Genomic DNA, 24,055 nt, shown 5'->3' on the forward strand with positions numbered 1-24,055 from the left:
GGTGGTGTTTCTCTAGGCGCTCAGGTCGGAGCCACCAGGGGCTTCTTGTGTTCAATCAGGTGCAAGAACTCGTGCTTGAAGTTCTTGATCATGGCGCGCACGGGCATCGCGGCRGCRTCGCCYARMGCGCAGATSGTGCGGCCCTGGATGTTGTCGGCCACGGAGTTCAGCAGGTCGATGTCTTCTGCCCTGCCCTCGCCGTGATAGATGCGTTCCAGCACGCGGTGCATCCAGCCCGTGCCTTCGCGGCAGGGCGTGCACTGGCCGCAGGACTCGTGGGCATAGAAGTAGGACAGGCGCAGCAGGCTCTGCACCGCGCAGCGCGTGTCGTCCATGACGATGACCGCGCCCGAGCCCAGCATCGAGCCGGCCTTGGCGATGGAGTCGTAGTCCATCGTGCACTGCATCATCACTTCGGCCGTCAGCACGGGGGCAGACGAGCCACCGGGGATCACGGCTTTCAACGTGCGACCCTTGCGCACGCCACCGGCGAGTTCCAGCAGCTTGCTGAACGGCGTGCCCAGCGGAATCTCGTAGTTGCCCGGGCGCTCCACGTCACCAGACACCGAGAACAGCTTGGTGCCTCCGTTGTTGGGCTTGCCGATCTCGAGGTAGGCCTGGCCGCCGTTGCGGATGATCCAGGGCACCGCCGCGAAGGTCTCGGTGTTGTTGATCGTCGTCGGCCGGCCGTACAGGCCGAAGCTGGCCGGGAAAGGCGGCTTGAAGCGCGGCTGGCCCTTCTTGCCTTCCAGCGATTCCAGCAGCGCGGTTTCCTCGCCGCAGATGTAGGCGCCGAAACCATGGTGGCCGTGCAGCTGGAAGCTGAAGGTGGAACCGAGGATGTTGTCGCCGAGGTAGCCGGCGGCGCGCGCTTCTTCCAGGGCCGCTTCGAAGCGCTCGTAGACCTCGAAGATCTCACCGTGGATGTAGTTGTAGCCCACCTTGATGCCCATCGCGAACGCGGCGATGGCCATGCCCTCGATGACCTGATGCGGGTTGAACATCAGCAGGTCGCGATCCTTGCAGGTGCCCGGCTCGCCTTCGTCCGAATTGCAGACGAGGTACTTCGCACCGGGAAACTGGCGCGGCATGAAGCTCCACTTCAGGCCGGTCGGGAAGCCCGCGCCGCCGCGGCCGCGCAGGGCGGAGGTCTTCACTTCGGCGATGACTTGATCAGGCGTCATGCCGCCTTCAAGCGCGAGGATCTTCTTCAGCGCCGCGTAGCCGCCACGCGCTTCATAGTCCTTGATCGACCAGTTCTTGCCGTCCAGGTCCGCGTAGATCTGCGGCGTGATGTGACGACCGTGGAAGCAGGTCTCGTTGCCGGTGGATTGGAATTTGGTGAGGTCCAGCATCGTCTTCCTCAGGCCTTCGCAGCTTCAGCGCGCAGCACGTCGACCAGCTCGTCGAGCCGGTCGTTCGTCATGAAGCTGCACATCTGACGGTCGTTGACCAGCATCACCGGCGAGTCGGCGCAGGCGCCCAGGCACTCGGTCTTCTGCACGGTAAACAGGCCATCGGCCGTCGTGCCGCCCTGCTCGATGCCGAGCTTGCTGCACAGATGGTCCAGTGCGTTCTGACCGTCACGCAACTGGCAAGGCAGGTTCGCGCAGACGCCCAGCTTGAACTTGCCAACCGGGCGCTGGTTGTACATGTTGTAGAAGGTCGTCACCTCGTACACGGCGATAGGCGCCATGCCGAGATGAGCGGCGATCACATCTTCCGCAGCGCGCGGCACGAAGCCTTCTTCCTGCTGCACGATGGCCAGGCAGGCCATGACGGCGGACTGGCGCAGTTCGTAGGGGTACTTGGCAACCTCGCGGTCGAAGCGCGCGCGGGTGGCGTCAGAGAGTTGGTAGCTGCTCATCGATCAATCTCGCCGAACACGATGTCCATGGTGCCGATGATGGCGACGGCGTCCGCAATCATGTGGCCGCGACCCATCTCGTCCAGTGCGGCCAGATGGGCAAAGCCTGGCGCGCGGATCTTCAGGCGGTAAGGCTTGTTGGCGCCGTCGCTGACCATGTAGATGCCGAACTCGCCCTTGGGGTGTTCGACGGCCGCATAGGCCTCGCCCTCGGGCACGTGGAAGCCCTCGGTGAAGAGCTTGAAGTGGTGGATCAGCTCTTCCATGTTGGACTTCATGTCCACGCGCGAAGGCGGCGCCACCTTGTGGTTGTCGGTGATGACCGGGCCAGGGTTGGCGCGCAGCCAGGCCGAGCACTGCTGAATGATGCGGTTGGACTGACGCATCTCTTCCACGCGCACGACGTAGCGATCGTAGGTGTCGCCGTTGGTGCCGATGGGGATGTCGAAGTCCAGCTTGTCGTACACATCGTAGGGCTGCTTCTTGCGCAAGTCCCAGGCGATGCCGGAGCCGCGCAGCATCGGGCCGGTGAAGCCCAGGTTCAGCGCGCGCTCGGGCGACACGATGCCGATGCCGACCGTGCGCTGTTTCCAGATGCGGTTGTCGGTCAGCAGCGTTTCGTAGTCGTCGACGTTCTTCGGGAAGCGCCTGGTGAAGTCATCGATGAAGTCCAGCAGCGAGYCCTGGCGGTTCTCGTTGAGGCGGTCGATGGCCTTGGCATTGCGGATCTTGCTGGCCTGGTGCTTGGGCATCGTGTCCGGCAGGTCGCGGTAGACGCCACCTGGCCGGAAGTAGGCCGCATGCATGCGCGCGCCCGAGACCGCCTCGTACATGTCGAACAGGTCTTCGCGCTCGCGAAAAGCATAGATGAGCACATTCATCGCACCGCAGTCCAGGCCATGCGCGCCCAGCCACATCAGGTGGTTCAGCAAGCGCGTGATCTCGGCAAACATCACGCGGATGTATTGCGCGCGGACCGGTACCTCGATGCCCATCATCTTCTCGATGGCCAGGCAGTAGGCCTGCTCATTCGCCATCATCGACACATAGTCGAGACGGTCCATGTAGGGCAGCGACTGAATGTAGGTCTTGCTCTCGGCGAGCTTCTCGGTCGCGCGGTGCAGCAGGCCGATGTGCGGGTCGGCGCGCTGGATGACTTCGCCGTCCAGCTCCAGCACCAGGCGCAGCACGCCGTGGGCGGCCGGATGCTGCGGGCCGAAGTTGAGGGTGTAGTTCTTGATCTCGGCCATGTTCAGATTCCGCCGTACTTGTCTTCGCGGATGATGCGCGGCGTGATCTCGCGCGGCTCGATGCTCACCGGCTGGTAGATGACGCGCTTCTGCTCGGCGTCGTAGCGCATCTCGACATGACCCGACACCGGGAAGTCCTTGCGCATCGGGTGGCCGATGAACCCGTAGTCCGTCAGGATGCGGCGCAGATCGTCATGGCCGTCGAAGATGACGCCGTACATGTCGAAGGCTTCGCGCTCGAACCAGTCGGCCGAGCTCCACACGCCAGTGACCGAAGCTACAGCGGGAAAATCGTCGTCGGTGGCGAACACCTTCAGGCGCAGGCGCCAGTTCTTGCTGATCGACAGCAGGTGGCTGACGATGGCGTAGCGCGGGCCTTCATAGCCACCGTTGCCAAAGTCGCTGTAGTCGACACCGCAGAGGTCGATCAACTGCTCGAACTTCAACTCGGGGTGATCGCGCAGCGTCGTCGCCACATCCAGGTAATCGGCCGCACGCACAGTCAACGTCAGCTCGCCGAGGGCGGACTTCAGCGAGACGACGCGCTCGCCGAGGACGGCACCAACTTGCTGGGCCAGGGTTTCGAGATTCAGGCTCATACCTTGGCGCTCAGCGGGCAATGGTGTTTTCGCGGCGGATCTTGGCCTGCAATTGCAGGATGCCGTAGAGCAGCGCCTCGGCCGTCGGCGGGCAGCCGGGCACGTAGACATCCACCGGCACGATGCGGTCGCAACCGCGCACGACGGAATAGCTGTAGTGGTAGTAGCCGCCGCCGTTGGCGCAGCTGCCCATCGACAGCACCCAGCGCGGCTCGGCCATCTGGTCGTAGACCTTGCGCAGTGCCGGCGCCATCTTGTTGCACAGCGTGCCGGCCACGATCATCAGATCGGACTGGCGGGGGCTCGGGCGGAACAGCATGCCGAAGCGGTCGATGTCGTAGCGCGCAGCACCCGCGTGCATCATCTCGACTGCACAGCAGGCCAGACCGAACGTCATCGGCCACAGCGAGCCGGTCTTGGACCAGTTGATGAGCTTGTCGACCGACGTGGTGACAAAGCCTTCTTTCAGGACGCCTTCAATACCCATTTCGAATTCCCAGCAGCGTGTTTGGCTTAGCGCTTATTCCCAGTCCAGGGCGCCTTTTTTCCACTCGTAGGCAAAGCCGACGACCAGAATGCCGAGGAAGATGATCATCGCCCAGAAGCCCGTTGCACCGATTTCCTTGAGCGCGACGGCCCAGGGGAACAGGAAGGCAATTTCCAGGTCGAAAAGAATGAACAGAATGGCGACGAGGTAGTAGCGCACATCGAATTTCATGCGCGCGTCTTCAAAGGCCTCAAAGCCGCATTCGTAGGGGGAGTTCTTGGCCGCGTCGGGCCGATTCGGGCCGAGCAGCGCGCCGAGCACCTGGGGTGCGATCCCGACCACCGTGCCGACCAAAATGAAGAGGATGACGGGCAGGTATTGATCGAGATTCATCTGGGCTTTCTCGGGGTCGACTTCAATGTCTTCGTCAACGTGGCACGCAAGGAGCGGGCCACAAAAGCAAACAGGCGCGCCACCAGCGAATCGAAAAACTCGCTCGCGGATCGCGCCCGCCTTGAACCTTGCTTTGATCAACCCAGACCGGGTGATCTCAGCGACAGGTCGCCTTGGCTGACTCCCGCTTCAAGACCAGCGGGAATCCTAGCCGATGTTCTGGTGCCGTCGGCGAGACTCGAACTCGCACAGCTTTCGCCACTACCCCCTCAAGATAGCGTGTCTACCAATTTCACCACGACGGCAGGTATTCAAATATGCCTGGCGGCTAGTGAGGGTTTGCCTGCCAGACAGCCTCGCATTCTATACCGAAAATTCTGGGCTTCCCGGTGAGCAGGCGAGGGTTTTAGTCGGGATTCAGTTCGCTGCGGACGAAGCGGCAACCGAGGCCGGCACAGCCGGCGCCACGACAGCGCCAGGGATGGCGGCGGCACCCGAAGCGGCCGGAGCCGGAGCGGTGACGGGCGCGCGATCCAGTGCGCTGTCACCACCCGACGTGGCCGGGCGGCCGTTCGAGAGGAAGGCCAGGCCCAGCGTGCAACCAAAGAACAGCGTCGCAGCGACCGCCGTGGTGCGCGACAGGAAGTTGGCGCTGCCAGTGGCGCCGAACAGGCTGCCCGACGCACCACTGCCGAAGGAGGCACCCATATCGGCACCCTTGCCGTGCTGCACAAGCACCAGACCGATGATCGCCAGGGCCGACAGCAACTGAACGATCAACACCAGATTTGCAAAGAACTGCATTCCAAACACTCCATCAAAACTCTTGTGACGCGCGCCGGCATTGGCACGCGCCGGGGAAACTTCAGTGGGCCGCAGCCCGGCAGATGGCAGCGAAATCGGCCACCTTCAACGACGCGCCGCCAATCAGGCCACCGTCAATGTCTGCTTGAGAGAACAACTCGGCCGCGTTGTCGGCCTTGACGCTGCCGCCGTAGAGGATGCGCATGACGCCGGATCGGTCCGTCGCCGCGTGCAGTTGGGCGCGCAGCACGGCGTGCACGGCCTGCGCTTCGGCGGGCGAGGCGGTCAGGCCGGTGCCGATGGCCCAGACGGGCTCGTAGGCAACAACCATCTCGCCGCAGCAGTGGCCCAGCGTGTGGATGACGGCGGCAAGCTGACGCTTGACGACGGCCTCGGTCTGACCAGCCTCGCGCTCGGCGCGCGTTTCACCAACGCAGACGATGGGCGTCACACCATGGGCCAGCGCGGCCTTGGCCTTGTCGGCGACGAGCTGGTCGCTCTCCGCGTGATAGGCGCGGCGCTCCGAGTGGCCGACGATGGCGTAGCGGCAGCCGACGTCAGCCAGCATCGCGCTGGACACCTCGCCGGTGTAGGCGCCCTGCTCGTGCGAGGAGCAATCCTGCGCGCCGTAGACGATGGCATTGCCGGTCAGCGCAAGCGCGGTCTCGGCGATGTAGACGGCAGGCACGCAGACGGCGACATCGGCGTTCCAGGGGCCGGCTTCCTTGAGGCCGGCAAGCAACTGGGCATTGGCGGCGCGGCTGCCATGCATCTTCCAATTGCCTACGACGAGTTTTCTTCTCATGTCAGCTCTCCTCACCAGGTCAGCACGATCTTGCCGATGTGCTCGTTGGATTCCATCAGCGCGTGCGCCTCGGCCGCCTGGGCAGCAGGCAGTTCGCGGTACACGACCGGCTTGATGCGGCCGGCCTCGATCAGCGGCCAGACCTTGTCGCGCAGCGAGCGCGCCAGGCCTGCCTTGAACGCCGCCGAGCGCGGGCGCAGTGTCGAGCCGGTGATGGTCAGCCGCTTGCGCAGCACGAGGCCGGCATCAATCTCCGACTTCACACCGCCCTGCACTGCAATCAGCGCCAGGCGACCATCCTCAGCCAGCGCCTGCACGCCGCGGCCGATGTAGTCGCCGGCCACCATGTCCAGGATCACGTCGACACCGCGACCGCCGGTGGCGGCCTTGGCTTCGGCGACGAAATCCTGTTCGCGGTAGTTGATCGCCACGTCGGCCCCCAGCGCCTTGCAGGCCTCGGCCTTGTCTGCGCTGCCGACGGTGACCAGCACGCGGGCGCCCAGCGCCTTGGCGATCTGGATGGCCGTCACGCCGATGCCGCTGGAACCGCCGTGGACCAGCAGCGTCTCGCCGGCTTGCAAACCCACGCGGTCGAACACATTGGCCCAGACCGTGAAGCAGGTTTCCGGCAGCGTCGCAGCTTGCGTCAGCGTCCAGCCCTCGGGCACTGGCAGGCATTGGCCCACCGGCGCCGTGCAGAGCTCCGCATAACCGCCACCATTGACCAGCGCGCAGACCTTGTCGCCGATGGCAAAGCCGTTCGCAGCCAGGGCCTCGGCATCGCCGGCGACGATCTCGCCAGCAACCTCCAGCCCAGGCAGATCACTCGCACCCGGCGGCGGCGGGTAGGCGCCCTTGCGCTGCAGCACGTCCGGGCGATTGATGCCCGAAGCGGCTACGCGGATCAGGCACTCGCCCGGGCCCGCGACTGAATCCGGCCTTTCGGCCAGCTCCAGCACTTCAGRCCCGCCGGGGCGGGTGATCGCGATGGCCTTCATCGCTGCGGGAGTTACTCCGCAGCCGGGCCGGCGTCGGCAACCGGAGCGACCGGAGCCGGAGCGGCTTCGCGGTCGATCAGCGCCTTCATGGACAGCTTGATGCGGCCCTTCTCGTCGGTCTCCAGCACCTTGACCTTGACGACCTGACCTTCGCTCAGGAAGTCGGTGACCTTCTCGACGCGCTGGTGGGCGATCTGGCTGATGTGCAGCAGGCCGTCCTTGCCRGGCAGCAGGTTCACGAGGGCGCCGAAGTCCAGGATCTTGACGATCGGGCCTTCGTAGACCTTGCCGACTTCGACTTCGGCCGTGATTTCCTGGATGCGCTTCTTGGCCAGCTCGGCCTTGTCGGCGTCCGTCGAGGCGATGGTGATGGTGCCGTCTTCGCCGATGTCGATGGTCGTGCCGGTCTCTTCGGTCAGCGCGCGGATCGTGGAGCCACCCTTGCCGATGACGTCACGGATCTTCTCCGGGTTGATCTTCATCGTGTACAGACGCGGCGCGAACACCGACACCTCGGTGTTGGCCGTGCCCATGGCTTCGGTCATCTTGCCCAGGATGTGCAGGCGGGCTTCCTTGGCTTGCGCCAGCGCGACCTGCATGATTTCCTTGGTGATGCCCTGGATCTTGATGTCCATCTGCAAAGCGGTGATGCCGGTCGTCGTGCCGGCCACCTTGAAGTCCATGTCGCCCAGGTGATCTTCGTCACCCAGGATGTCGGTCAGCACGGCGAAGCGGTTGGCGTCCTTGATCAGGCCCATGGCGATACCGGCCACGTGGGCCTTCATCGGCACACCGGCGTCCATCAGCGCCAGGCAGCCGCCGCAGACGGAAGCCATCGACGAGGAGCCGTTGGACTCGGTGATTTCCGAGACCACGCGCAGCGAGTAGGGGAAGTCTTCCTTGCTCGGCAGTGCGGCGATCAGAGCGCGCTTGGCGAGGCGGCCGTGGCCGATTTCGCGGCGCTTCGGGCTACCGACACGACCCGTCTCGCCGGTGGCGAAGGGGGGCATGTTGTAGTGCATCATGAAGCGGTCTTCGAACTCGCCGTCCAGCGCGTCGATGCGCTGCGCGTCACGGTCCGTGCCCAGCGTGGCGATGACCAGCGCTTGCGTCTCGCCGCGCGTGAACAGCGCCGAGCCGTGGGTGCGCGGCAGGATGCCGTTGCGGATTTCGATGGGGCGCACGGTGCGGGTGTCGCGGCCGTCGATGCGCGGCTCGCCGGCCAGGATCTGGTTGCGAACGATACGGGCTTCGATCTCGAACAGCAGGCCTTCGACTTCGACCTTGTCGAAGACGACGCCATCGGCCTTCAGCGCGGCGAAGACATTGGACGTCACGCTGCGGCAGGCTTGCGTACGGGCTTGCTTGGAACGAATCTGATACGCCTCGCGCAGCGGGCCTTCGGCCAGCGCGTTGATGGTGGCGATGAAGGCTTCGTTCTTGGCCGGAGCGGTCCAGTTCCAGGCCGGCTTGCCGGCGTCACGCACCAGGTCGTTGATCGCGGCGATGGCGACATTGCCTTGCTCGTGGCCGTAGACGATGGCGGCCAGCATGACTTCTTCGGACAGGCCCGAGGCTTCGGACTCGACCATCAGCACGGCGGCTTGAGTGCCGGCGACGACGAGGTCCATCTGGCTGTTGACCAGCTCGGACTTGCTGGGGTTCAGCACGTACTCGCCGTTGACATAGCCCACGCGGGCGGCGCCGATGGGACCGCTGAACGGGATGCCGGAAATGGCCAGCGCGGCGGACGAGCCGATCAGCGCGGCGATGTCGGCCTGCACTTCGGGGTTCAGGCTCACCACGTGGATGACGACCTGGACTTCGTTGAAGAAGCCTTCCGGGAACAACGGGCGGATCGGGCGGTCGATCAGGCGGCTGGTCAGCGTCTCGTGCTCGCTCGGGCGGCCTTCACGCTTGAAGAAGCTGCCGGGGATCTTGCCGGCGGCGTAGGTCTTCTCGAGGTAGTCGACGGTCAGCGGGAAGAAGTCCTGGCCGGCCTTGGCTTCGGTCTTGGCGACCACGGTGGCCAGCACGACGGTGCCTTCGATGTTGACGAGGACGGCGCCGGACGACTGGCGGGCGACTTCACCCGTTTCCAGCACGACGTTGTGGCGACCCCATTGGAAGGACTTCGTGACCTTGTTGAAAATGGACATGCTCATCTCCTGGTTATGGTGGTGCGGGGGCACCCGGGGGAACCGGGAACGAGACTGGGTTTGGTCCAGATGCCATTCCAGGGCGGTTCAGCAAACCGTCTTGGAATGATCCGACACCACGACAGCTCGGTTCCGGTGGATAGATGGACAAAGAGCCTGTACTGGGCTTGAGGACCAGACAGGCTCCGTGTCGGAATCAGCGAATTACTTGCGCAGGCCCAGCTTGCCGATCAGCGCGACGTAGCGGCTGGAATCGATGCGCTTCAGGTAGGCCAGCAGGCTCTTGCGGGTGTTGACCATCTTCAGCAGACCGCGACGACCGTGGTGGTCCTTGGCGTGGGTCTTGAAGTGAGGGGTCAGATCGTTGATGCGGGCGGTCAGCAGCGCGACTTGGACTTCCGGCGAGCCGGTGTCGTTGGTGCTGCGTGCGTTGGCCTTGACGATTTCGGCCTTGTTCAGATCGGCGACGGACATTTTGTTTTCCAAAAGGTTTCGGAAGTCCGGCCGGGCAAGACGCATACAAGGCGCTGCCGCAGACGGTTTCCGGGTTGACTTGCGGACAAGGGGGAAACCGCCCCAAGCCGTGCTTGATGTGCCGCCCAACTTACGTTGAGCTGCCATTTCGGCACCTTGCGGTGCGCAAAACCTGCGGATTCTAGCCCAAAGCGAAGGCAGGACCAATTCGCGCAAGGCCAAGCGGGCGGACGTGGGGCGCTCGATGACGCTTTCAAGGGCCCGAACCGCCCTGCCCTGCAAATGCGTGACTTCTCTGCGTTTGCAGCACAAAGGCACTTGAAGCGCCTTCGTGCCGCCCTATCTCTCGGTCATCGGGTGCTGCTCCCGACTCTTCGAAGCAGCGTCAACCGCCACGGAGTTTCACCATGTTCTATCTGACCCACCCCCGCCATGTTGCCCGCGTCCTGCGCCAGTTCGACGCCGATGCGGACGCTGCCCGCACGCCCGCCCTGGACGTCAGCGAGGACGACAAGGGCTACCACGTCACCGTGGACATGCCCGGCGTTGCCAAGGAAGCCGTCAAGGTCCGTGTCGAAGGCCGCCGCGTGCAGGTCGAGACCGTCACCGAAGAGGCCGCAGCGCCGACCGACGGCTCCCGCGTGCTCTACCGCGAGCGCCGCGCTGCCCGCTATGCCCGCAGCTTCTCGCTGCCGGCCGAGATCGACCAGGGGCAATCGCAAGCCCGTTTCGAGAACGGCGTGCTGACGCTGAACCTAGTCAAGCGCGTTGCCGAGAACGGCGGCGAGCTGACGGTCAACTGAGCGGCGCCCCAACCTGACGCGGGAGCGTCAGGTCCCAAGTTCCCAGCGCGGGCGGACTTCAAAGCCGCCGTCGCGCCGGGACTCTGCCGTGCCGCGCTGCACCCGCAGCGCGGCGGCCATCGCGATCATGGCGCCGTTGTCGGTGCACAGTGACAGCTCGGGGTAGTGCACGCGCACGCCCAGTTTTTCGCAGACAGCGTTCAGTTGCTCGCGCAGCTTGATATTCGCGCCGACGCCACCAGCCACGACGAGGCGCTTCAGGCCGGTCATCTTCAAGGCCAGCAGCGACTTCTTCACCAGCACCTCGACGATGGCCTCCTGCGTCGCCGCAGCGAGGTCCGCTTTCGTCTGATCGCAGGGGGAGTCGCCGATCTTCTTCACCTGCGTCAGCACGGCGGTCTTCAGGCCGGCGAAGCTGAAGTCCGGCTTGCCGCTGTGCAGCAGCGGGCGTGGCAGCGCGAAGGCGGCCGGGTTGCCGAACTCGGCCATGCGCGCCAGATGCGGGCCACCCGGGTAAGGCAGGCCCAGCAGCTTGGCGCTCTTGTCGAAGGCCTCACCGGCCGCGTCGTCGATGGTCTCGCCGAGCATCTCGTAGGCGCCTACGTCGTCCACGCGCATCAGCTGCGTGTGGCCGCCGCTGACCAGCAGCGCAACGAACGGGAACTCCGGCGGATCGGCCGACAGGAAGGGCGACAACAGATGCCCTTCGAGGTGATGAATGGGCAACGCCGGCACGTCCAGCGCTGCGGCCAGCGACACGGCCACACCGGCGCCCACGAGCAGCGCCCCCGCAAGGCCGGGGCCTTGCGTGTAGGCGATCAGATCGACGTCGCTCAGCGCCAGGCCGGCCTGCGCCAGCACCTCTCGCGTGAGCGGCAGCACGCGGCGCACGTGGTCGCGCGAGGCCAGCTCGGGCACGACGCCACCATAGGCCTGGTGCATCGTGATCTGGCTGTACAGCGCCTGCGCCAGCAACTTCGGCGGCTCATCGCCATCCACCTCGACAAGCGCGACCCCGGTCTCGTCGCAGGACGACTCGAAACCCAGGATGCGCTTCACGTCACTCACTTGCCTTCCTTGGCGTGATTGATCGAATACTTGGGGATCTCGACCGTCACGTCCTGCTGGCGCAGCAGGGCCTGGCAGGACAGGCGCGAATCGGGCTCCAGCCCCCAGGCGCGGTCCAGCATGTCTTCCTCGTCCTCCTCCATCTCGCTCAGCGAGCGACCGCCCTCGCGGACGATGACGTGGCAGGTCGTGCAGGCGCAGACCTGGTCGCAGGCGTGCTCGATGTGGATGTCGTTGGCCAGCAGCGCTTCACAGATCGACGTGCCGGGCACCGCCGTGATGCTGGCGCCGTCGGGGCAGTACTCGGCGTGCGGGAGGATCTTGATGACGGGCATGTCTTTTGTTCTCTTAAAGGGCCGAGACGTTGCGGCCGGTCAGCGCGCGGGCAATGGAGCGGTTCATGCGCTCGGCGGCAAAGCCTTCGGTCGCTTCAGCAAGCTGCTTGATCGCGGCATCAATCGCGTCCGCGTCGTCGTCCATCGCAGCCAGCGTCACCAGACGCGCTTCCAGCGCCTGGCGCTCGCTCTCGGGCAGCAGATCGCCATCGGCAGCCAGCGCGCTGCGCGTTGCGAGAACCATTCGCTCCGCGTCGACCTTAGCCTCGCGCAGCTTGCGCGCGGCCATGTCGCCCTCGGCGCTGTTGAAGCCGTCCTTGAGCATGTTGGCGATCTCATCGTCGCCAAGCCCGTAGCTGGGCTTGACGGTGATGGCCGTCTGCACGCCCGAAGTCAGCTCCTCGGCAGAGACGTTCAGCAGCCCGTCCGCATCGACCTGGAAGCTGACGCGGATGCGCGCCGCGCCGGCCACCATCGGCGGAATGCCGCGCAGCTCGAAGCGCGCGAGCGAGCGGCATTCGCTGACCAGCTCGCGCTCGCCCTGCACGACGTGGATGGCCAGCGCGGTCTGGCCGTCCTTGAAGGTCGTGAAGTCCTGGGCCTTGGCGACGGGAATGGTCGAGTTGCGCTCGATGACGCGCTCGGTCAGGCCACCCATGGTCTCCAAACCCAGCGACAACGGAATCACATCGAGCAGCAGGATTTCGCCATCGGCGGCATTGCCGGCGAGCTGGTTGGCCTGGATGGCGGCGCCCAGCGCGACAACCTCGTCGGGGTTCAGGTTGGTCAGCACGTCGCGGCCGACGAGTTCGCTCACCGCACGGCGCACGATGGGCATGCGCGTGGAGCCGCCGACCATGACGGTGCCGGCCACGTCGGCCGCCTYGACCCTGGCGTCGCGCAATACGCGCTTCACGGCGGACAGCGTCTTGGCGATCAGCGGTTGGGCCAGTTGCTCGAATTGCTCGCGCGTGACGGTTGCGCGAAGTTCGCCGCCGTCCAGCGCGGCGATCAGCTCGGTCGAGGCAGCGTCGGACAGCGCCTCCTTGGCTGCGCGTGCCGCGACGAGGACGGCGCGCTTGTCGTGGGCCGATTCAACGGCGCGACCACCCAGCGACCAATCGGCCAGCACACGGTCGAAATCGTCTCCGCCCAGGGCGGCATCGCCGCCGGTCGCGACGACCTCGAAGACGCCGCGCGTCAGGCGCAGCAGCGAGATGTCGAAGGTACCGCCGCCCAGGTCGTAGACCGCGTAGAGGCCTTCGCTGGCGTTGTCCAGGCCGTAGGCGATGGCCGCGGCAGTGGGTTCATTGATGAGGCGCAGCACCTTGAGGCCGGCCAGCTCGGCGGCGTCCTTGGTGGCCTGGCGCTGGGCGTCGTCGAAGTAGGCCGGCACCGTGATGACGGCGCCGAACAGGTCGTCGGCAAAGCTGTCTTCGGCGCGGAAACGCAACGTGGCCAGGATCTCGGCGGACACCTCGACTGGGCTCTTCACGCCGTCGCGCGTGGCGATGGCCAGCATGCCGGGGCGGTCTTGGAACTGATACGGAAGCTGCTCGCGGTTGGCCACATCGCCAAGGCTGCGACCCATGAAGCGCTTGACCGAGACGATGGTGTTCTCGGGGTCGTCGGCCTGCGCGGCCAGCGCGTCGGCGCCGATCTGGCGGCGGCCTTCGGGCAGGTAGCGCACGGCGGACGGCAGGATCACGCGACCTTGCTCGTCGGGCAGGCATTCGGCCACGCCGTGGCGCACGGCGGCGACGAGGGAATGCGTCGTGCCGAGGTCGATGCCGACGGCGATGCGGCGCTGGTGCGGGTCGGGCGAGGCGCCGGGTTCGGAGATTTGCAGGAGAGCCATGTTCAGGCGTCGAGCGCGGCAAGGCGCTGGTCAATATCGGCACGGAAGCGCTGGACGAACATCAGCGCGCGGACCTGGGATGCGGCAGCGGGCGCGTCGTGGGCATCGTCGAGCAGGCGCTGCACGGTGGCGAATGCGGCGGTTTCGGCTTGGGCCGCGTCGTCGTCCAACGCTTGCAGCGCAGCCTCACCGTCGGCTTCGTCGAGCGCCTCGCGCCATTCCATCTGCTGAATCAGGAAGGCAGCGGGCATCTGCGTGTTGTTCTCTGCCTGCACGGGCGCGCCGCGCAGCTCGCAAAGGTAGGCGGCCCGCTTCAGCGGGTCACGCAGGCGCCGATGCGCCTCGTTGACACGCATGGCCCACTGCATGGCCACGCGCTGGGCGGCGGCGCCCTCGGCGGCAAAGCGGTCGGGGTGGACTTCGGCCTGCAACGCCTTCCAGCGCGCGTCGATGCCGGCGCGCTCCTGGGCCTGCTGTTCAGGCAGGCCGAAGAGCTGGAAGTCGTTGTCGGTCAGGCGCATGGGGTGAAAAAGCAAAAAGCGCGGCCGGTGCCGCGCTCAGCAAGAACTCAGGGTCGGTCAGACACGGAAGGACTCGCCGCAGCCGCACTTGTCTTTCTCGCGCGGGTTGCGGAACTTGAAGCCTTCGTTGAGGCCTTCGCGGACGAAGTCCAGCTCGGTGCCGTCGAGGTAGGGCAAGCTCTTGGGGTCGATGAGGATCTTGACCTCATGGCCCTCGAAGATCACGTCCTCGGGCGCCACGTCGTCAGCGTACTCCAGCTTGTAGGCCAGGCCCGAGCAGCCGGTCGTCTTCACGCCCAGGCGCACGCCCACACCCTTGCCGCGCTTGGCGATGTAGCGCTTGACGTGGCGGGCTGCGGCTTCGGTGAGCGTGACGGACATGTCAGTTCGCCACAGCCGCGTGTTTGGCGCGGTAATCATCCACCGCAGCCTTGATCGCGTCTTCCGCCAGGATGGAGCAGTGGATCTTGACGGGCGGCAGCGCCAACTCTTCGGCGATGTGCGTGTTCTTGATCGTCAGCGCTTCGTCCAGGCTCTTGCCCTTGACCCATTCGGTCACGAGCGAGCTGGAGGCAATGGCCGAGCCGCAGCCGTAGGTCTTGAACTTGGCGTCCTCGATGAGGCCGGTCGCCGGGTTGACCTTGATCTGCAGCTTCATCACGTCGCCGCAGGCCGGCGCGCCGACCATGCCGGTGCCGACGTCGTCATCGCCGTTGTCGAACTTGCCGACGTTGCGGGGGTTTTCGTAGTGGTCTACGACCTTGTCGCTGTATGCCATGGTGTTCTCCTGCTCAGTGGGCAGCCCACTGGATGGTGCTGATGTCGACGCCGTCCTTGAACATGTCCCACAGCGGGGACAGCTCGCGCAGCTTGCCGACGCGGTCGGTCAGCACGCTGATGGCGTAGTCGATTTCTTCTTCGGTCGTGAAACGGCCGATGGTCATGCGAAGTGAGCTGTGGGCCAGTTCGTCGCTGCGGCCCAGGGCGCGCAGCACATAGCTGGGCTCCAGGCTGGCCGACGTGCAGGCCGAACCCGACGACACCGCCAGGCCCTTGACGCCCATGATCAGCGACTCGCCCTCGACATAGTTGAACGAGATGTTCAGGTTGTGCGGCACGCGACGCTCGAGGTCGCCGTTGATGAAGGTCTGCTCGATGCCCGAGAGGCCCTGGATCAGCCGGTTGTGCAGCGCGCGGATGCGCTCGTTCTCGGCGCCCATCTCCTCGCGGGCGATGCGGAAGGCCTCGCCCATGCCGACGATCTGGTGCACTGGCAGCGTGCCGGAGCGCATGCCGCGCTCATGACCGCCGCCGTGCATCTGCGCTTCCAGGCGGATGCGCGGCTTGCGGCGCACGTAGAGCGCGCCAATGCCCTTGGGGCCGTAGCTCTTGTGCGAGGCCAGGCTCATCAGGTCGATGGGCAGCTTGGCCATGTCGATCTCGACCTTGCCGGTGGCCTGGGCCGCGTCGACGTGGAAGATGACGCCGCGCTCACGGCACAGGTTGCCCAGGGCGAAGACGTCCTGAATGACGCCGATCTCGTTGTTGACGAACATGACCGAGGCCAGGATGGTGTCCGGGCGCAGCGCGGCCTTGAAGGCTTCCACGTCGACAAGGCCGCTTTCCAGCACGTCGAGATAGGTCACGTCGAAGCCCTGGCGCTCCAGCTCACGCATGGTGTCGAGCACGGCTTTGTGCTCGGTCTTGACGGTGATGAGGTGCTTGCCGCGCGTCTTGTAGAACTGCGCGGCGCCCTTGAGTGCCAAGTTGTTGGACTCGGTCGCGCCGGAGGTCCAGACGATCTCGCGCGGGTCGGCGCCAATCAGCTCGGCGACCTGCACGCGAGCCTTCTCGACAGCTTCTTCCGCTTCCCAGCCCCAGGCGTGGCTGCGTGACGCCGGGTTGCCGAAGTGCTCGCGCAACCAGGGAATCATCGCGTCCACCACACGGGGGTCACACGGCGTCGTGGCGCCGTAGTCGAGGTAGATCGGGAAGTGCGGGGTCATGTCCATGGAACGACTACTTTTGAGTTTTTCTGACTTACTTGCTGAACGCGTTGCCGAGCGCGAATACCGAGTTGGGTGCCGTCACGCGGATGGGCTTGAGCACCGGCTGCGAGGAGATGGCGCGCTTGACCGGCGCCGCCTCGACCTCGAAGCCCTTGGCCAGTTGCTCGTCAGCCAGCTTGCGCAGGGAGACGGAGTCGAGGTACTCGATCATCTTGGCGTTCAGATTGGTCCAGAGTTCATGGGTGATGCAACGGCCGCTGTCTTCACCCATGCAGTTGTCCTTGCCGCCGCAGCCCGTGGCGTCGAGCGCCTCGTCCACGGCGACGATGATGTCGGCGACGGTGATGTTCTCGGCCTTGCGGCCCAGCGAGTAACCGCCGCCCGGGCCAYGGGTGCTTTCCACCAGTTCATGGCGGCGCAGCTTGCCGAAGAGCTGCTCCAGGTAGGAGAGCGAGATCTGCTGCCGTTGGCTGATCGCCGCCAGGGCGACGGGGCCCGTATTCTCGCGCAGCGCCAAGTCCAGCATCGCGGTGACAGCAAACCGGCCTTTGGTGGTGAGACGCATACGAAACTCCTTTGCGAGACGCCCGGACACGATTTGTCCAGGGCATTAATTCGGGGTTAACCCGGGCTGACCGGGACAATRGCCGACTAATTCATTTCCGATCATTTTACTCGACTAATCGAGCGCATCCCAGGGTTACTAGGTAGCCCCTAGGCTCAGGCAGGTTTTTGGCCGGTCAGCGCGGCGCGGCCTTGCGCGCACTGTCCAGCGGCACGATGTTGTCGTGCACGCGCGCACCAAAAGCCGCCTCCCGCAGCTGCGCTAGCTGATCGCGCGTCCGCGCCGCCTGTTCGAACTCCAGGTTGCGGGCGTGCTCCAGCATCTGCTTTTCCAACTGGGCAATACGTTTGGCCAGATCCTTCTCGGACAAGTCCTCGACCTTGGCGGCCGCCAGCAGCTTGGCGTCGTCGCGGCCGGATTCGGCGGAATACACGCCGTCGATCAGGTCCTTGATGCGCTTGACCACATTGCGCGGCGTGATGCCGTTTTCCGCATTGAAGGCGATCTGCTTGGTACGGCGGCGTTCGGTCTCGTCAATGGCCTTGCGCATCGACTCGGTGATGCGGTCGCCGTAGAGGATGGCCTTGCCGTTCAGGTTGCGCGCCGCCCGGCCTATGGTCTGGATCAGGCTGCGCTCGGCGCGCAGGAAGCCTTCCTTGTCGGCGTCCAGGATCGCGACCAGCGACACCTCGGGGATGTCCAGCCCCTCGCGCAGCAGGTTGATACCCACCAGCACGTCGAAGGCCCCCAGCCGCAGATCGCGCAGGATCTCGACACGCTCCACCGTGTCCACGTCCGAATGCAGATAGCGCACCTTGACGCCGTTGTCTGACAGGTAATCGGTCAGCTGCTCGGCCATGCGCTTGGTCAGCGTCGTGATGAGCACACGCTCCTGCACCTCGACGCGCAGGCGGATTTCCTGCAGCACGTCGTCGACCTGGTGCGTGGCGGGCCGCACTTCCACCAAGGGGTCGACGAGGCCGGTCGGCCGCACGACCTGCTCGACCACTTGGCCGGCGTTGTCCTTCTCGTACTGAGCCGGCGTGGCCGACACGAAAACGGCCTGGCGCATCTTGCGTTCGAACTCGGCGAACTTCAGCGGCCGGTTGTCCAGCGCCGACGGCAGGCGAAAGCCGTACTCGACCAGCGTCGTCTTGCGCGCCCGGTCGCCGTTGTACATGCCACCAAACTGGCCGATCAGCACATGGCTTTCGTCCAGAAACATGATGGCGTCCTTGGGCAGGTAGTCCACCAGCGTCGGCGGCGGGTCGCCCGGCTCGGCGCCCGACAGATGGCGCGTGTAGTTCTCGATGCCCTTGCAGTGGCCCACCTCCTGCAGCATCTCCAGATCGAAGCGCGTGCGCTGCTCGACGCGCTGGGCCTCGACGAGCTTGCCCTCCTTGATGAAGAAGGCGACTCGCTCGCGCAGCTCCGCCTTGATCGCGTCGGTCGCCGCCAGCACGCGGTCACGCGGTGTCACGTAATGGCTGCTCGGGTAGACCGTGAAGCGCGGGATCTTCTGGCGGATATGGCCCGTCAACGGGTCGAATAGCGACAGCGCCTCGATCTCGTCGTCGAACAGCTCGATGCGGATGGCCAGCTCCGAGTGCTCGGCCGGGAACACGTCGATGGTGTCGCCGCGCACGCGGAAATGGCCGCGCGTGAACTCCATCTCGTTGCGCGTGTACTGCATGCGGATCAGGTGGGCGATGACGTCGCGCTGGCCCATCTTGTCGCCCACGCGCAGCGTCATGACCATCTGGTGATAGTCCGCAGGCGAGCCAATGCCGTAGATGGCCGACACCGACGCGACGATGACAACGTCGCGTCGCTCCAGCAGGCTCTTGGTGCAGGACAGGCGCAACTGCTCGATGTGCTCGTTGATCGCGCTGTCCTTCTCGATGAACAGGTCGCGCTGCGGCACATAGGCCTCGGGCTGGTAATAGTCGTAATAGCTGACGAAATACTCGACCGCGTTGTTCGGAAAGAAATCCCGGAACTCGCTGTACAGCTGGGCGGCCAACGTCTTGTTGGGCGCAAAGATGATGGCGGGACGGCCCAGGCGGGCGATGACGTTGGCCATCGTGAAGGTCTTGCCCGAGCCGGTCACGCCCAGCAGGGTCTGGTAGCTGAGGCCGTCGTTGATGCCTTCGATGAGCTGGGCGATGGCCTTGGGCTGATCCCCAGCGGGCGGGAAAGGCTGGAACAACTGGAACGGCGAGCCTTCGAAGCTCACGAATTCGCCCTTGCGTTCCTCTGTGTCGCCCTCTGGGGCGGTCACGGCGTTCAAGGCATCTTGCATTGGGGAGATCTCTGGGTTCACGGGCAAAATTGCTGCCCTGCGCAATCCGTCAGCTTAAGCCTCAGCCCGGCTGACCGCCCTCACCCTGCTGCCAACGTCCTTTCAGGAATCTCGCCATGTCTCTCTTTGCCGATGTCGCCCTTGCCCCCCGTGATCCCATCCTCGGCCTGAACGAACAGTTCAACGCCGACACCCGCCCGGGCAAGGTCAACCTCGGCGTCGGCGTCTATTACGACGAAGCCGGCAAGCTGCCGCTGCTGAAGTGCGTGCGCGAAGCCGAGGCCGCCATGGCCGCCGCACCCAAGCCGCGCGGCTACCTGCCCATCGACGGCATCGCCGCCTATGACAAGGCCGTACAGAAGCTCGTCTTCGGCAGCGAACTGAAGAACGTCGCCACCGTGCAGGCCATCGGCGGCACCGGCGCACTGAAGATCGGCGCCGACTTCCTGAAGCAGCTCAACCCCGGCTCCAAGGTGCTGATCTCCGACCCGAGCTGGGAGAACCACCGCGCGCTGTTCGCGCAGGCAGGCTTCACGGTCGAGACCTATCCCTACTACGACGCCGTTAACAAGGGCATCAACTTCGACGGCATGCTGGCCGCGCTGAACGCCGCGCCCGCCGGTACYGTCGTCGTGCTGCACGCCTGCTGCCACAACCCGACCGGCTACGACATCACTGCCGCGCAATGGGCTGAGGTCGTCGCCGCCGTGAAGGCCAAGGGCCTGACGCCCTTCCTGGATATGGCCTACCAGGGCTTCGGCTTCGGCCTGAAGGAAGACGGCGAAGCCGTGCGCCAGTTCCTGGCCGCCGGCGTCGGCTTCTTCGTGTCTACCAGCTTTTCCAAGAGCTTCTCGCTGTACGGCGAGCGCGTCGGCGCGCTGAGCGTCGTCTGCACCAGCGACGAGGAAGCCGTGCGCGTGCTGTCGCAACTGAAGATCATGATCCGCACCAACTACTCCAACCCGCCGACGCACGGCGCCCAGGTCGTCGCCCAGGTGCTGGCCGACGACAAGTTGCGCGCGCTGTGGGAAGAAGAGCTGGCCGGCATGCGCGTGCGCATCAAGGCCATGCGCGGCGCTCTCGTCTCGGCGCTGAAGGCGGCGGGCGTGACGCAAGACCTGGGCTTTGTCACCGAGCAGCTCGGCATGTTCAGCTACTCCGGCCTGAATGCCGCCCAGATGCAGCGCCTGCGCAACGAGTTTGCCGTTTACGGCGTCGATTCCGGCCGCATCTGCGTCGCCGCACTGAATGAGGGCAATCTGCCGACCGTCGCTGGTGCAATGGCGGCCGTGCTGAAGGGCTGATTTGGGGGTTTATCGCACCACTCAAGTGCGCAGGATTGGCGGTTTGACCGCCAATCCATGTTGCAGCGCACAAAGCTGACAACGTTTTCTGGCACCATCAAGCCTTCCTGATCCTCGCCAAGGCCGGCCATGCTGTATCAACTGTTCGAAACCCAGCGCGCCCTGCTGAGCCCGTTCTCCGAGTTCGCCGCCGCGTCGGCCAAGCTCTACAGCCACCCGCTGTCGCCGTTCGCGCACACGCCGATGGCCCAGCGCCTGTCCGCCGGGCTGGACCTGATGCACCGCCTGGCCAAGGACTACGAGAAGCCCGAGTTCGACATCCGATCGGTCGAGGTCGACGGCGTCGATGTCGCCGTGCAGGAACTCGTGGCGCTGGAGAAGCCCTTCTGCCGCCTGCTGCGCTTCAAGCGCTACACGGACGAGCTGACCGTGCTGTCGCAGATGAAGGACCAGCCGACCGTTCTCGTCGTGGCGCCGCTGTCGGGCCACCACAGCACGCTGCTGCGCGAGACGGTCAAGCAACTGCTGAAGACCCACAAGGTCTACATCACCGACTGGACCGACGCGCGCATGGTGCCGCTGGACGTCGGCCCCTTCCATCTGGACGACTACATCGCCTACGTGCAGGAATTCATCCGCCACGTTGGCGGCGCCGACAGCCACGTCATTTCCGTCTGCCAGCCCACCGTGCCCGTGCTGGCCGCCATCTCGCTGATGGCCAGTGCCGGCGAGGCCACGCCGCGCAGCATGACCATGATGGGTGGCCCCATCGATGCCCGCAAGAGCCCGACGGCCGTCAACAACCTGGCCATGAACCGCAGCTACAGCTGGTTCGAGAACAACGTCATCTACCGCGTACCGACCAATTTCCCCGGCGCCGGCCGCGCGGTCTACCCCGGCTTTCTGCAGCACACCGGCTTCGTCGCGATGAACCCGGACCGCCACCTGACCTCGCACTACGACTATTTCCTGGACCTGGTGCGCGGCGACGGCGACAGCGTCGACGCCCACCGCAAGTTCTACGACGAGTACAACGCCGTGCTGGACATGCCGGCCGAGTACTACCTCGACACCATCAAGACCGTCTTCCAGGACTTCGGCCTGGTCAACGGCACCTGGGAGGTCGACGGCCAGCTGGTGCGCCCGCAGGACATCACGACGACGGCGCTGCTGACGGTCGAAGGCGAACTGGACGACATCTCCGGCGCCGGCCAGACCAAGGCTGCGCACGACATCTGCTCCGGTGTGCCCAAGCAGCACCAGTTCCACTACGACGTCGAAGGCGCAGGCCACTATGGCATCTTCTCGGGCCGCCGCTGGCGCGAGCACGTCTATCCGCAGGTGTGCAACTTCATCGCCAAGTACGAAGCCGCGCCGCTGAAGAAGACCTCCAAGGCCACGGCGACGAAGGCCACCGCCAAGTCGTCGCCGGCCCGCAAGCGCAGAGCGTGAACCTTGCCGAGCTGATCGACGCCGCACTGCCGCAGACCCAATGCACCCGCTGCGGCTACCCGGACTGCCGTCGCTACGCTGAAGCCATCGCCGCCGGCGAGGCCGAGATCAACCAATGTCCGCCCGGCGGCGCCGAGGGCGTGGCCCGGCTCGCAGCCATCACCGGCCGACCCGCTCAACCGCTGAATACCGTCAACGGCATCGAAGCCACGCGCGGTGTGGCCATCATCGACGAGGCCTGGTGCATAGGCTGCACGCTGTGCATCAAGGCCTGCCCGGCGGACTGCATCGTCGGCGCGCCCAAGGCCATKCACGTCGTCGTCACGGCACAGTGCACCGGCTGCGAACTCTGCGTGCCAGCCTGCCCGGTCGACTGCATCTCCATGCCCGAGGTGACGACGACCACCGGCTGGACCGCATGGAGCGCGGCGCAGGCAGACGAAGCTCGTGAGCGCTACGTCTTCCGCCAGTTCCGCCGCCACCGCGAGGCGCAAGAGAACGAAGCGCGCCTGGCCGAGAAGGCTCAGGCCAAACTCGCCGACCTGCCGGCTGCTTCGGCCATCACCGACCCGGTTCAACTCGATCGCAAGCGCGCCGCCATCGAGGCGGCAATGGCCCGAGCGAGAGCCAAACGCAGCTGACAATTGCGGCATGAACGGTGCCCAAGTCGAACGTTTCTTCGCCACCTTGAAAGCCGCCAACCCGGCGCCGCAGACCGAACTGGAGTTTTCCAGCGTCTTCGAGCTGCTGACGGCCGTGTTGCTGTCCGCTCAGGCCACCGACGTCGGCGTCAACAAGGCCACCAGGCGCCTGTTTGCCGTTGCCAACACGCCGGCGCAGATCCTGGCGCTTGGCCAGGAAGGCCTGGAGTCGCACATCAAGACCATCGGCCTGTACCGCAGCAAGGCCAAGCACCTGCTGCAGACCTGCCGGATGTTGATAGACCTGCACGGTGGCGAAGTGCCTCGCTCGCGCGCCGAGCTGGAGGCCCTGCCCGGCGTCGGCCGCAAGACGGCCAACGTCGTGCTCAACGTCGCCTTCGGCGAGCCGACCATGGCCGTCGACACCCACATCTTCCGCGTCGGCAACCGCACCGGCCTGGCGCCCGGCAAGACGCCACTGGCCGTGGAGTTAGGCCTGCTGGACCGCATCCCCGAGGCCTATCTAGTCGACGCCCACCACTGGCTGATCCTGCACGGCCGCTACGTCTGCCAGGCGCGCAAGCCGTTATGCAATGTTTGCGCCGTCATCAACGAATGCGACTACGGCCGCAACCTAAAATCGGTCTCCGCCTGATCCCGAGCCCATCCATGGCCAGCCTGACCGACCTGACCGACCGCGTGGAGCGCTTGCTCGTGCGACACGACGAAATCCTGCGCACCAACCTGCTGCTGCAGGTGCAGCTCACTGCCATCACGCAGGAGCGTGACAGCCTGCGCTCGCGCCTGAGCGCCGCCCGCGCCCGCGTGGACGCGCTGCTGGAACGCCTGCCGGCCGACTCGCCCAAGGAGGAGCAGCCATGAAGCAGATGGAAGTCACCATCATGGGCCAGAGCTACCTGCTCGGCTGCCCACCGGGCGGCGAGACCGCTCTGACCGCGGCCGTGGCGCAGGTGGACCGCGAGATGAGCGCCATCCGCGACGCCGGCAAGGTCAAGGCACGCGAGCGCATCGCCGTGCTGGCCGCGCTGAATCTCGCCTATCAGCTGGCCGAAGCGCCGCGCGAAGCCTCGGTTTCTACGCCTGTTTCTTCGCCAGAAGTCGATACCCTCATCAAGCGTCTGGACGAAGCACTCGGACACGACGGCCAGCTGCTCTGAGACTTAGAATTCACACCGTCCACCGCTTTCCCCGAGGCTTTATTTCCTTCATCCGATGCTCTACGAGCAAGGGCTTGGAAAATGCCGGACGGGCGTGATCGTCTCGCGTCAGATGAACCCGAAGTCCGGCTGACTTCGCCCACCTGATTACCCCTGGGTGTTCAGGATCTCGGTCTCCAGGAT

At 65.3% G+C, this 24,055-nt stretch carries 27 protein-coding genes and 1 tRNA gene; 7 read left to right on the forward strand and 21 right to left on the reverse strand.

Annotation, left to right across the window (positions count from 1 at the left end):
- Positions 1-20: 20 nt before the first annotated feature.
- The 12 genes from nuoF to rpsO form a co-directional block, all read right to left on the reverse strand.
- Positions 21-1,355: an NADH-quinone oxidoreductase subunit NuoF gene (gene nuoF / locus ACXRVZ_RS15980; protein ID WP_457427402.1), complete on the reverse strand. Its 1,335-nt coding sequence runs from the start codon at positions 1,353-1,355 to the stop codon at positions 21-23.
- Between the two features lie 8 nt (positions 1,356-1,363).
- Positions 1,364-1,867 (reverse strand): NADH-quinone oxidoreductase subunit NuoE family protein, encoded by a 504-nt coding sequence (locus ACXRVZ_RS15985; protein WP_458232567.1) that lies wholly within the window; start codon positions 1,865-1,867, stop codon positions 1,364-1,366.
- A complete protein-coding gene (locus tag ACXRVZ_RS15990; RefSeq protein WP_458232568.1) occupies positions 1,864-3,117 on the reverse strand; it encodes an NADH-quinone oxidoreductase subunit D in 1,254 nt (417 codons plus the stop codon). The genes ACXRVZ_RS15985 and ACXRVZ_RS15990 overlap by 4 nt, the downstream gene beginning before the upstream one ends.
- Before the next feature lie 2 nt (positions 3,118-3,119).
- Positions 3,120-3,716: an NADH-quinone oxidoreductase subunit C gene (locus tag ACXRVZ_RS15995; RefSeq protein ID WP_457427408.1), complete on the reverse strand. Its 597-nt coding sequence runs from the start codon at positions 3,714-3,716 to the stop codon at positions 3,120-3,122.
- Between the two features lie 10 nt (positions 3,717-3,726).
- Positions 3,727-4,203, reverse strand: coding sequence for a NuoB/complex I 20 kDa subunit family protein (locus ACXRVZ_RS16000; protein WP_046113908.1), 477 nt, complete (start codon positions 4,201-4,203; stop codon positions 3,727-3,729).
- A gap of 33 nt (positions 4,204-4,236) precedes the next feature.
- A complete protein-coding gene (locus ACXRVZ_RS16005) occupies positions 4,237-4,596 on the reverse strand; it encodes an NADH-quinone oxidoreductase subunit A (RefSeq protein ID WP_457427410.1) in 360 nt (119 codons plus the stop codon).
- Between the two features lie 220 nt (positions 4,597-4,816).
- Positions 4,817-4,901: transfer RNA gene (locus ACXRVZ_RS16010), tRNA-Leu, on the reverse strand.
- A gap of 112 nt (positions 4,902-5,013) precedes the next feature.
- A complete protein-coding gene (secG, locus tag ACXRVZ_RS16015; RefSeq protein ID WP_457427412.1) occupies positions 5,014-5,400 on the reverse strand; it encodes a preprotein translocase subunit SecG in 387 nt (128 codons plus the stop codon).
- A gap of 61 nt (positions 5,401-5,461) precedes the next feature.
- Positions 5,462-6,205, reverse strand: a complete 744-nt coding sequence (gene tpiA / locus ACXRVZ_RS16020; RefSeq protein WP_457427415.1) for a triose-phosphate isomerase — start codon at positions 6,203-6,205, stop codon at positions 5,462-5,464.
- A gap of 11 nt (positions 6,206-6,216) precedes the next feature.
- Positions 6,217-7,203, reverse strand: a complete 987-nt coding sequence (locus tag ACXRVZ_RS16025) for an NAD(P)H-quinone oxidoreductase (protein ID WP_458232569.1) — start codon at positions 7,201-7,203, stop codon at positions 6,217-6,219.
- 11 nt (positions 7,204-7,214) lie between these two features.
- Positions 7,215-9,362, reverse strand: a complete 2,148-nt coding sequence (gene pnp, locus ACXRVZ_RS16030) for a polyribonucleotide nucleotidyltransferase (protein WP_458232570.1) — start codon at positions 9,360-9,362, stop codon at positions 7,215-7,217.
- Positions 9,363-9,566: 204 nt separating this feature from the next.
- Positions 9,567-9,836, reverse strand: a complete 270-nt coding sequence (rpsO, locus tag ACXRVZ_RS16035) for a 30S ribosomal protein S15 (RefSeq protein ID WP_457427420.1) — start codon at positions 9,834-9,836, stop codon at positions 9,567-9,569.
- Positions 9,837-10,243: 407 nt separating this feature from the next.
- On the opposite strand from rpsO, the gene ACXRVZ_RS16040 reads away from it, so the two are divergent.
- On the forward strand, positions 10,244-10,639 hold the full coding sequence (locus ACXRVZ_RS16040) for an Hsp20/alpha crystallin family protein (RefSeq protein WP_457427421.1): 396 nt from the start codon (positions 10,244-10,246) through the stop codon (positions 10,637-10,639).
- Between the two features lie 27 nt (positions 10,640-10,666).
- Here ACXRVZ_RS16040 and tsaD read toward each other — a convergent pair whose 3' ends face one another.
- The 9 genes from tsaD to uvrB form a co-directional block, all read right to left on the reverse strand.
- Positions 10,667-11,698 (reverse strand): tRNA (adenosine(37)-N6)-threonylcarbamoyltransferase complex transferase subunit TsaD, encoded by a 1,032-nt coding sequence (gene tsaD, locus ACXRVZ_RS16045; RefSeq protein ID WP_458232580.1) that lies wholly within the window; start codon positions 11,696-11,698, stop codon positions 10,667-10,669.
- A 5-nt stretch (positions 11,699-11,703) separates the two neighbouring features.
- Positions 11,704-12,042, reverse strand: coding sequence for an ISC system 2Fe-2S type ferredoxin (gene fdx / locus ACXRVZ_RS16050; RefSeq protein WP_457427423.1), 339 nt, complete (start codon positions 12,040-12,042; stop codon positions 11,704-11,706).
- Positions 12,043-12,055: 13 nt separating this feature from the next.
- A complete protein-coding gene (hscA, locus tag ACXRVZ_RS16055; protein WP_458232571.1) occupies positions 12,056-13,900 on the reverse strand; it encodes a Fe-S protein assembly chaperone HscA in 1,845 nt (614 codons plus the stop codon).
- Between the two features lie 2 nt (positions 13,901-13,902).
- Positions 13,903-14,421, reverse strand: coding sequence for a Fe-S protein assembly co-chaperone HscB (gene hscB, locus ACXRVZ_RS16060; protein WP_457427427.1), 519 nt, complete (start codon positions 14,419-14,421; stop codon positions 13,903-13,905).
- 57 nt (positions 14,422-14,478) lie between these two features.
- Positions 14,479-14,802, reverse strand: coding sequence for an iron-sulfur cluster assembly protein IscA (gene iscA, locus ACXRVZ_RS16065; RefSeq protein WP_422015086.1), 324 nt, complete (start codon positions 14,800-14,802; stop codon positions 14,479-14,481).
- A 1-nt stretch (position 14,803) separates the two neighbouring features.
- Positions 14,804-15,199: a Fe-S cluster assembly scaffold IscU gene (iscU, locus tag ACXRVZ_RS16070; RefSeq protein ID WP_457427429.1), complete on the reverse strand. Its 396-nt coding sequence runs from the start codon at positions 15,197-15,199 to the stop codon at positions 14,804-14,806.
- Between the two features lie 13 nt (positions 15,200-15,212).
- Positions 15,213-16,433, reverse strand: a complete 1,221-nt coding sequence (locus ACXRVZ_RS16075) for an IscS subfamily cysteine desulfurase (protein WP_458232572.1) — start codon at positions 16,431-16,433, stop codon at positions 15,213-15,215.
- Positions 16,434-16,461: 28 nt separating this feature from the next.
- The gene (locus ACXRVZ_RS16080) at positions 16,462-16,995 is read right to left on the reverse strand and encodes an Rrf2 family transcriptional regulator (protein ID WP_458232573.1); all 534 of its coding nucleotides are present in this window, start codon (positions 16,993-16,995) and stop codon (positions 16,462-16,464) included.
- A 175-nt stretch (positions 16,996-17,170) separates the two neighbouring features.
- Entirely contained in the window at positions 17,171-19,297 is a 2,127-nt protein-coding gene (gene uvrB / locus ACXRVZ_RS16085; RefSeq protein WP_458232574.1) for an excinuclease ABC subunit UvrB, read from the reverse strand.
- Positions 19,298-19,413: 116 nt separating this feature from the next.
- On the opposite strand from uvrB, the gene ACXRVZ_RS16090 reads away from it, so the two are divergent.
- The 6 genes from ACXRVZ_RS16090 to ACXRVZ_RS16115 all read left to right on the forward strand — a co-directional run bounded on the left by ACXRVZ_RS16090 (position 19,414) and on the right by ACXRVZ_RS16115 (position 23,872).
- On the forward strand, positions 19,414-20,601 hold the full coding sequence (locus ACXRVZ_RS16090) for an amino acid aminotransferase (RefSeq protein ID WP_458232575.1): 1,188 nt from the start codon (positions 19,414-19,416) through the stop codon (positions 20,599-20,601).
- A gap of 129 nt (positions 20,602-20,730) precedes the next feature.
- Entirely contained in the window at positions 20,731-22,053 is a 1,323-nt protein-coding gene (locus tag ACXRVZ_RS16095; protein ID WP_457426587.1) for a polyhydroxyalkanoate depolymerase, read from the forward strand.
- Complete coding sequence (gene rsxB / locus ACXRVZ_RS16100) at positions 22,050-22,694, forward strand: electron transport complex subunit RsxB (RefSeq protein ID WP_458232576.1); 645 nt, start codon at positions 22,050-22,052, stop codon at positions 22,692-22,694. The genes ACXRVZ_RS16095 and rsxB overlap by 4 nt, the downstream gene beginning before the upstream one ends.
- 10 nt (positions 22,695-22,704) lie before the next feature.
- The gene (gene nth, locus ACXRVZ_RS16105; protein ID WP_457426583.1) at positions 22,705-23,349 is read left to right on the forward strand and encodes an endonuclease III; all 645 of its coding nucleotides are present in this window, start codon (positions 22,705-22,707) and stop codon (positions 23,347-23,349) included.
- A gap of 14 nt (positions 23,350-23,363) precedes the next feature.
- Positions 23,364-23,576 (forward strand): DUF904 domain-containing protein, encoded by a 213-nt coding sequence (locus ACXRVZ_RS16110; protein WP_457426581.1) that lies wholly within the window; start codon positions 23,364-23,366, stop codon positions 23,574-23,576.
- Positions 23,573-23,872: a cell division protein ZapA gene (locus ACXRVZ_RS16115; protein WP_457426579.1), complete on the forward strand. Its 300-nt coding sequence runs from the start codon at positions 23,573-23,575 to the stop codon at positions 23,870-23,872. Before ACXRVZ_RS16110 ends, ACXRVZ_RS16115 begins: the two co-directional genes overlap by 4 nt.
- Positions 23,873-24,055 lie beyond the last annotated feature (183 nt).

The sequence above is a fragment of the Roseateles sp. P5_E8 genome (genome assembly GCF_054177665.1).

Coding starts and splice junctions, on each gene's coding strand:
- ACXRVZ_RS15985 (WP_458232567.1), bottom strand. CDS start 1,867: ATGAGCAGCTACCAACTCTCTGACGCCACCCGCGCGCGCTTCGACCGC.
- ACXRVZ_RS15995 (WP_457427408.1), bottom strand. CDS start 3,716: ATGAGCCTGAATCTCGAAACCCTGGCCCAGCAAGTTGGTGCCGTCCTC.
- ACXRVZ_RS16000 (WP_046113908.1), bottom strand. CDS start 4,203: ATGGGTATTGAAGGCGTCCTGAAAGAAGGCTTTGTCACCACGTCGGTC.
- ACXRVZ_RS16005 (WP_457427410.1), bottom strand. CDS start 4,596: ATGAATCTCGATCAATACCTGCCCGTCATCCTCTTCATTTTGGTCGGC.
- secG (WP_457427412.1), bottom strand. CDS start 5,400: ATGCAGTTCTTTGCAAATCTGGTGTTGATCGTTCAGTTGCTGTCGGCC.
- tpiA (WP_457427415.1), bottom strand. CDS start 6,205: ATGAGAAGAAAACTCGTCGTAGGCAATTGGAAGATGCATGGCAGCCGC.
- rpsO (WP_457427420.1), bottom strand. CDS start 9,836: ATGTCCGTCGCCGATCTGAACAAGGCCGAAATCGTCAAGGCCAACGCA.
- ACXRVZ_RS16040 (WP_457427421.1), top strand. CDS start 10,244: ATGTTCTATCTGACCCACCCCCGCCATGTTGCCCGCGTCCTGCGCCAG.
- fdx (WP_457427423.1), bottom strand. CDS start 12,042: ATGCCCGTCATCAAGATCCTCCCGCACGCCGAGTACTGCCCCGACGGC.
- hscB (WP_457427427.1), bottom strand. CDS start 14,421: ATGCGCCTGACCGACAACGACTTCCAGCTCTTCGGCCTGCCTGAACAG.
- iscA (WP_422015086.1), bottom strand. CDS start 14,802: ATGTCCGTCACGCTCACCGAAGCCGCAGCCCGCCACGTCAAGCGCTAC.
- iscU (WP_457427429.1), bottom strand. CDS start 15,199: ATGGCATACAGCGACAAGGTCGTAGACCACTACGAAAACCCCCGCAAC.
- ACXRVZ_RS16075 (WP_458232572.1), bottom strand. CDS start 16,433: ATGGACATGACCCCGCACTTCCCGATCTACCTCGACTACGGCGCCACG.
- uvrB (WP_458232574.1), bottom strand. CDS start 19,297: ATGCAAGATGCCTTGAACGCCGTGACCGCCCCAGAGGGCGACACAGAG.
- ACXRVZ_RS16095 (WP_457426587.1), top strand. CDS start 20,731: ATGCTGTATCAACTGTTCGAAACCCAGCGCGCCCTGCTGAGCCCGTTC.
- nth (WP_457426583.1), top strand. CDS start 22,705: ATGAACGGTGCCCAAGTCGAACGTTTCTTCGCCACCTTGAAAGCCGCC.
- ACXRVZ_RS16110 (WP_457426581.1), top strand. CDS start 23,364: ATGGCCAGCCTGACCGACCTGACCGACCGCGTGGAGCGCTTGCTCGTG.
- ACXRVZ_RS16115 (WP_457426579.1), top strand. CDS start 23,573: ATGAAGCAGATGGAAGTCACCATCATGGGCCAGAGCTACCTGCTCGGC.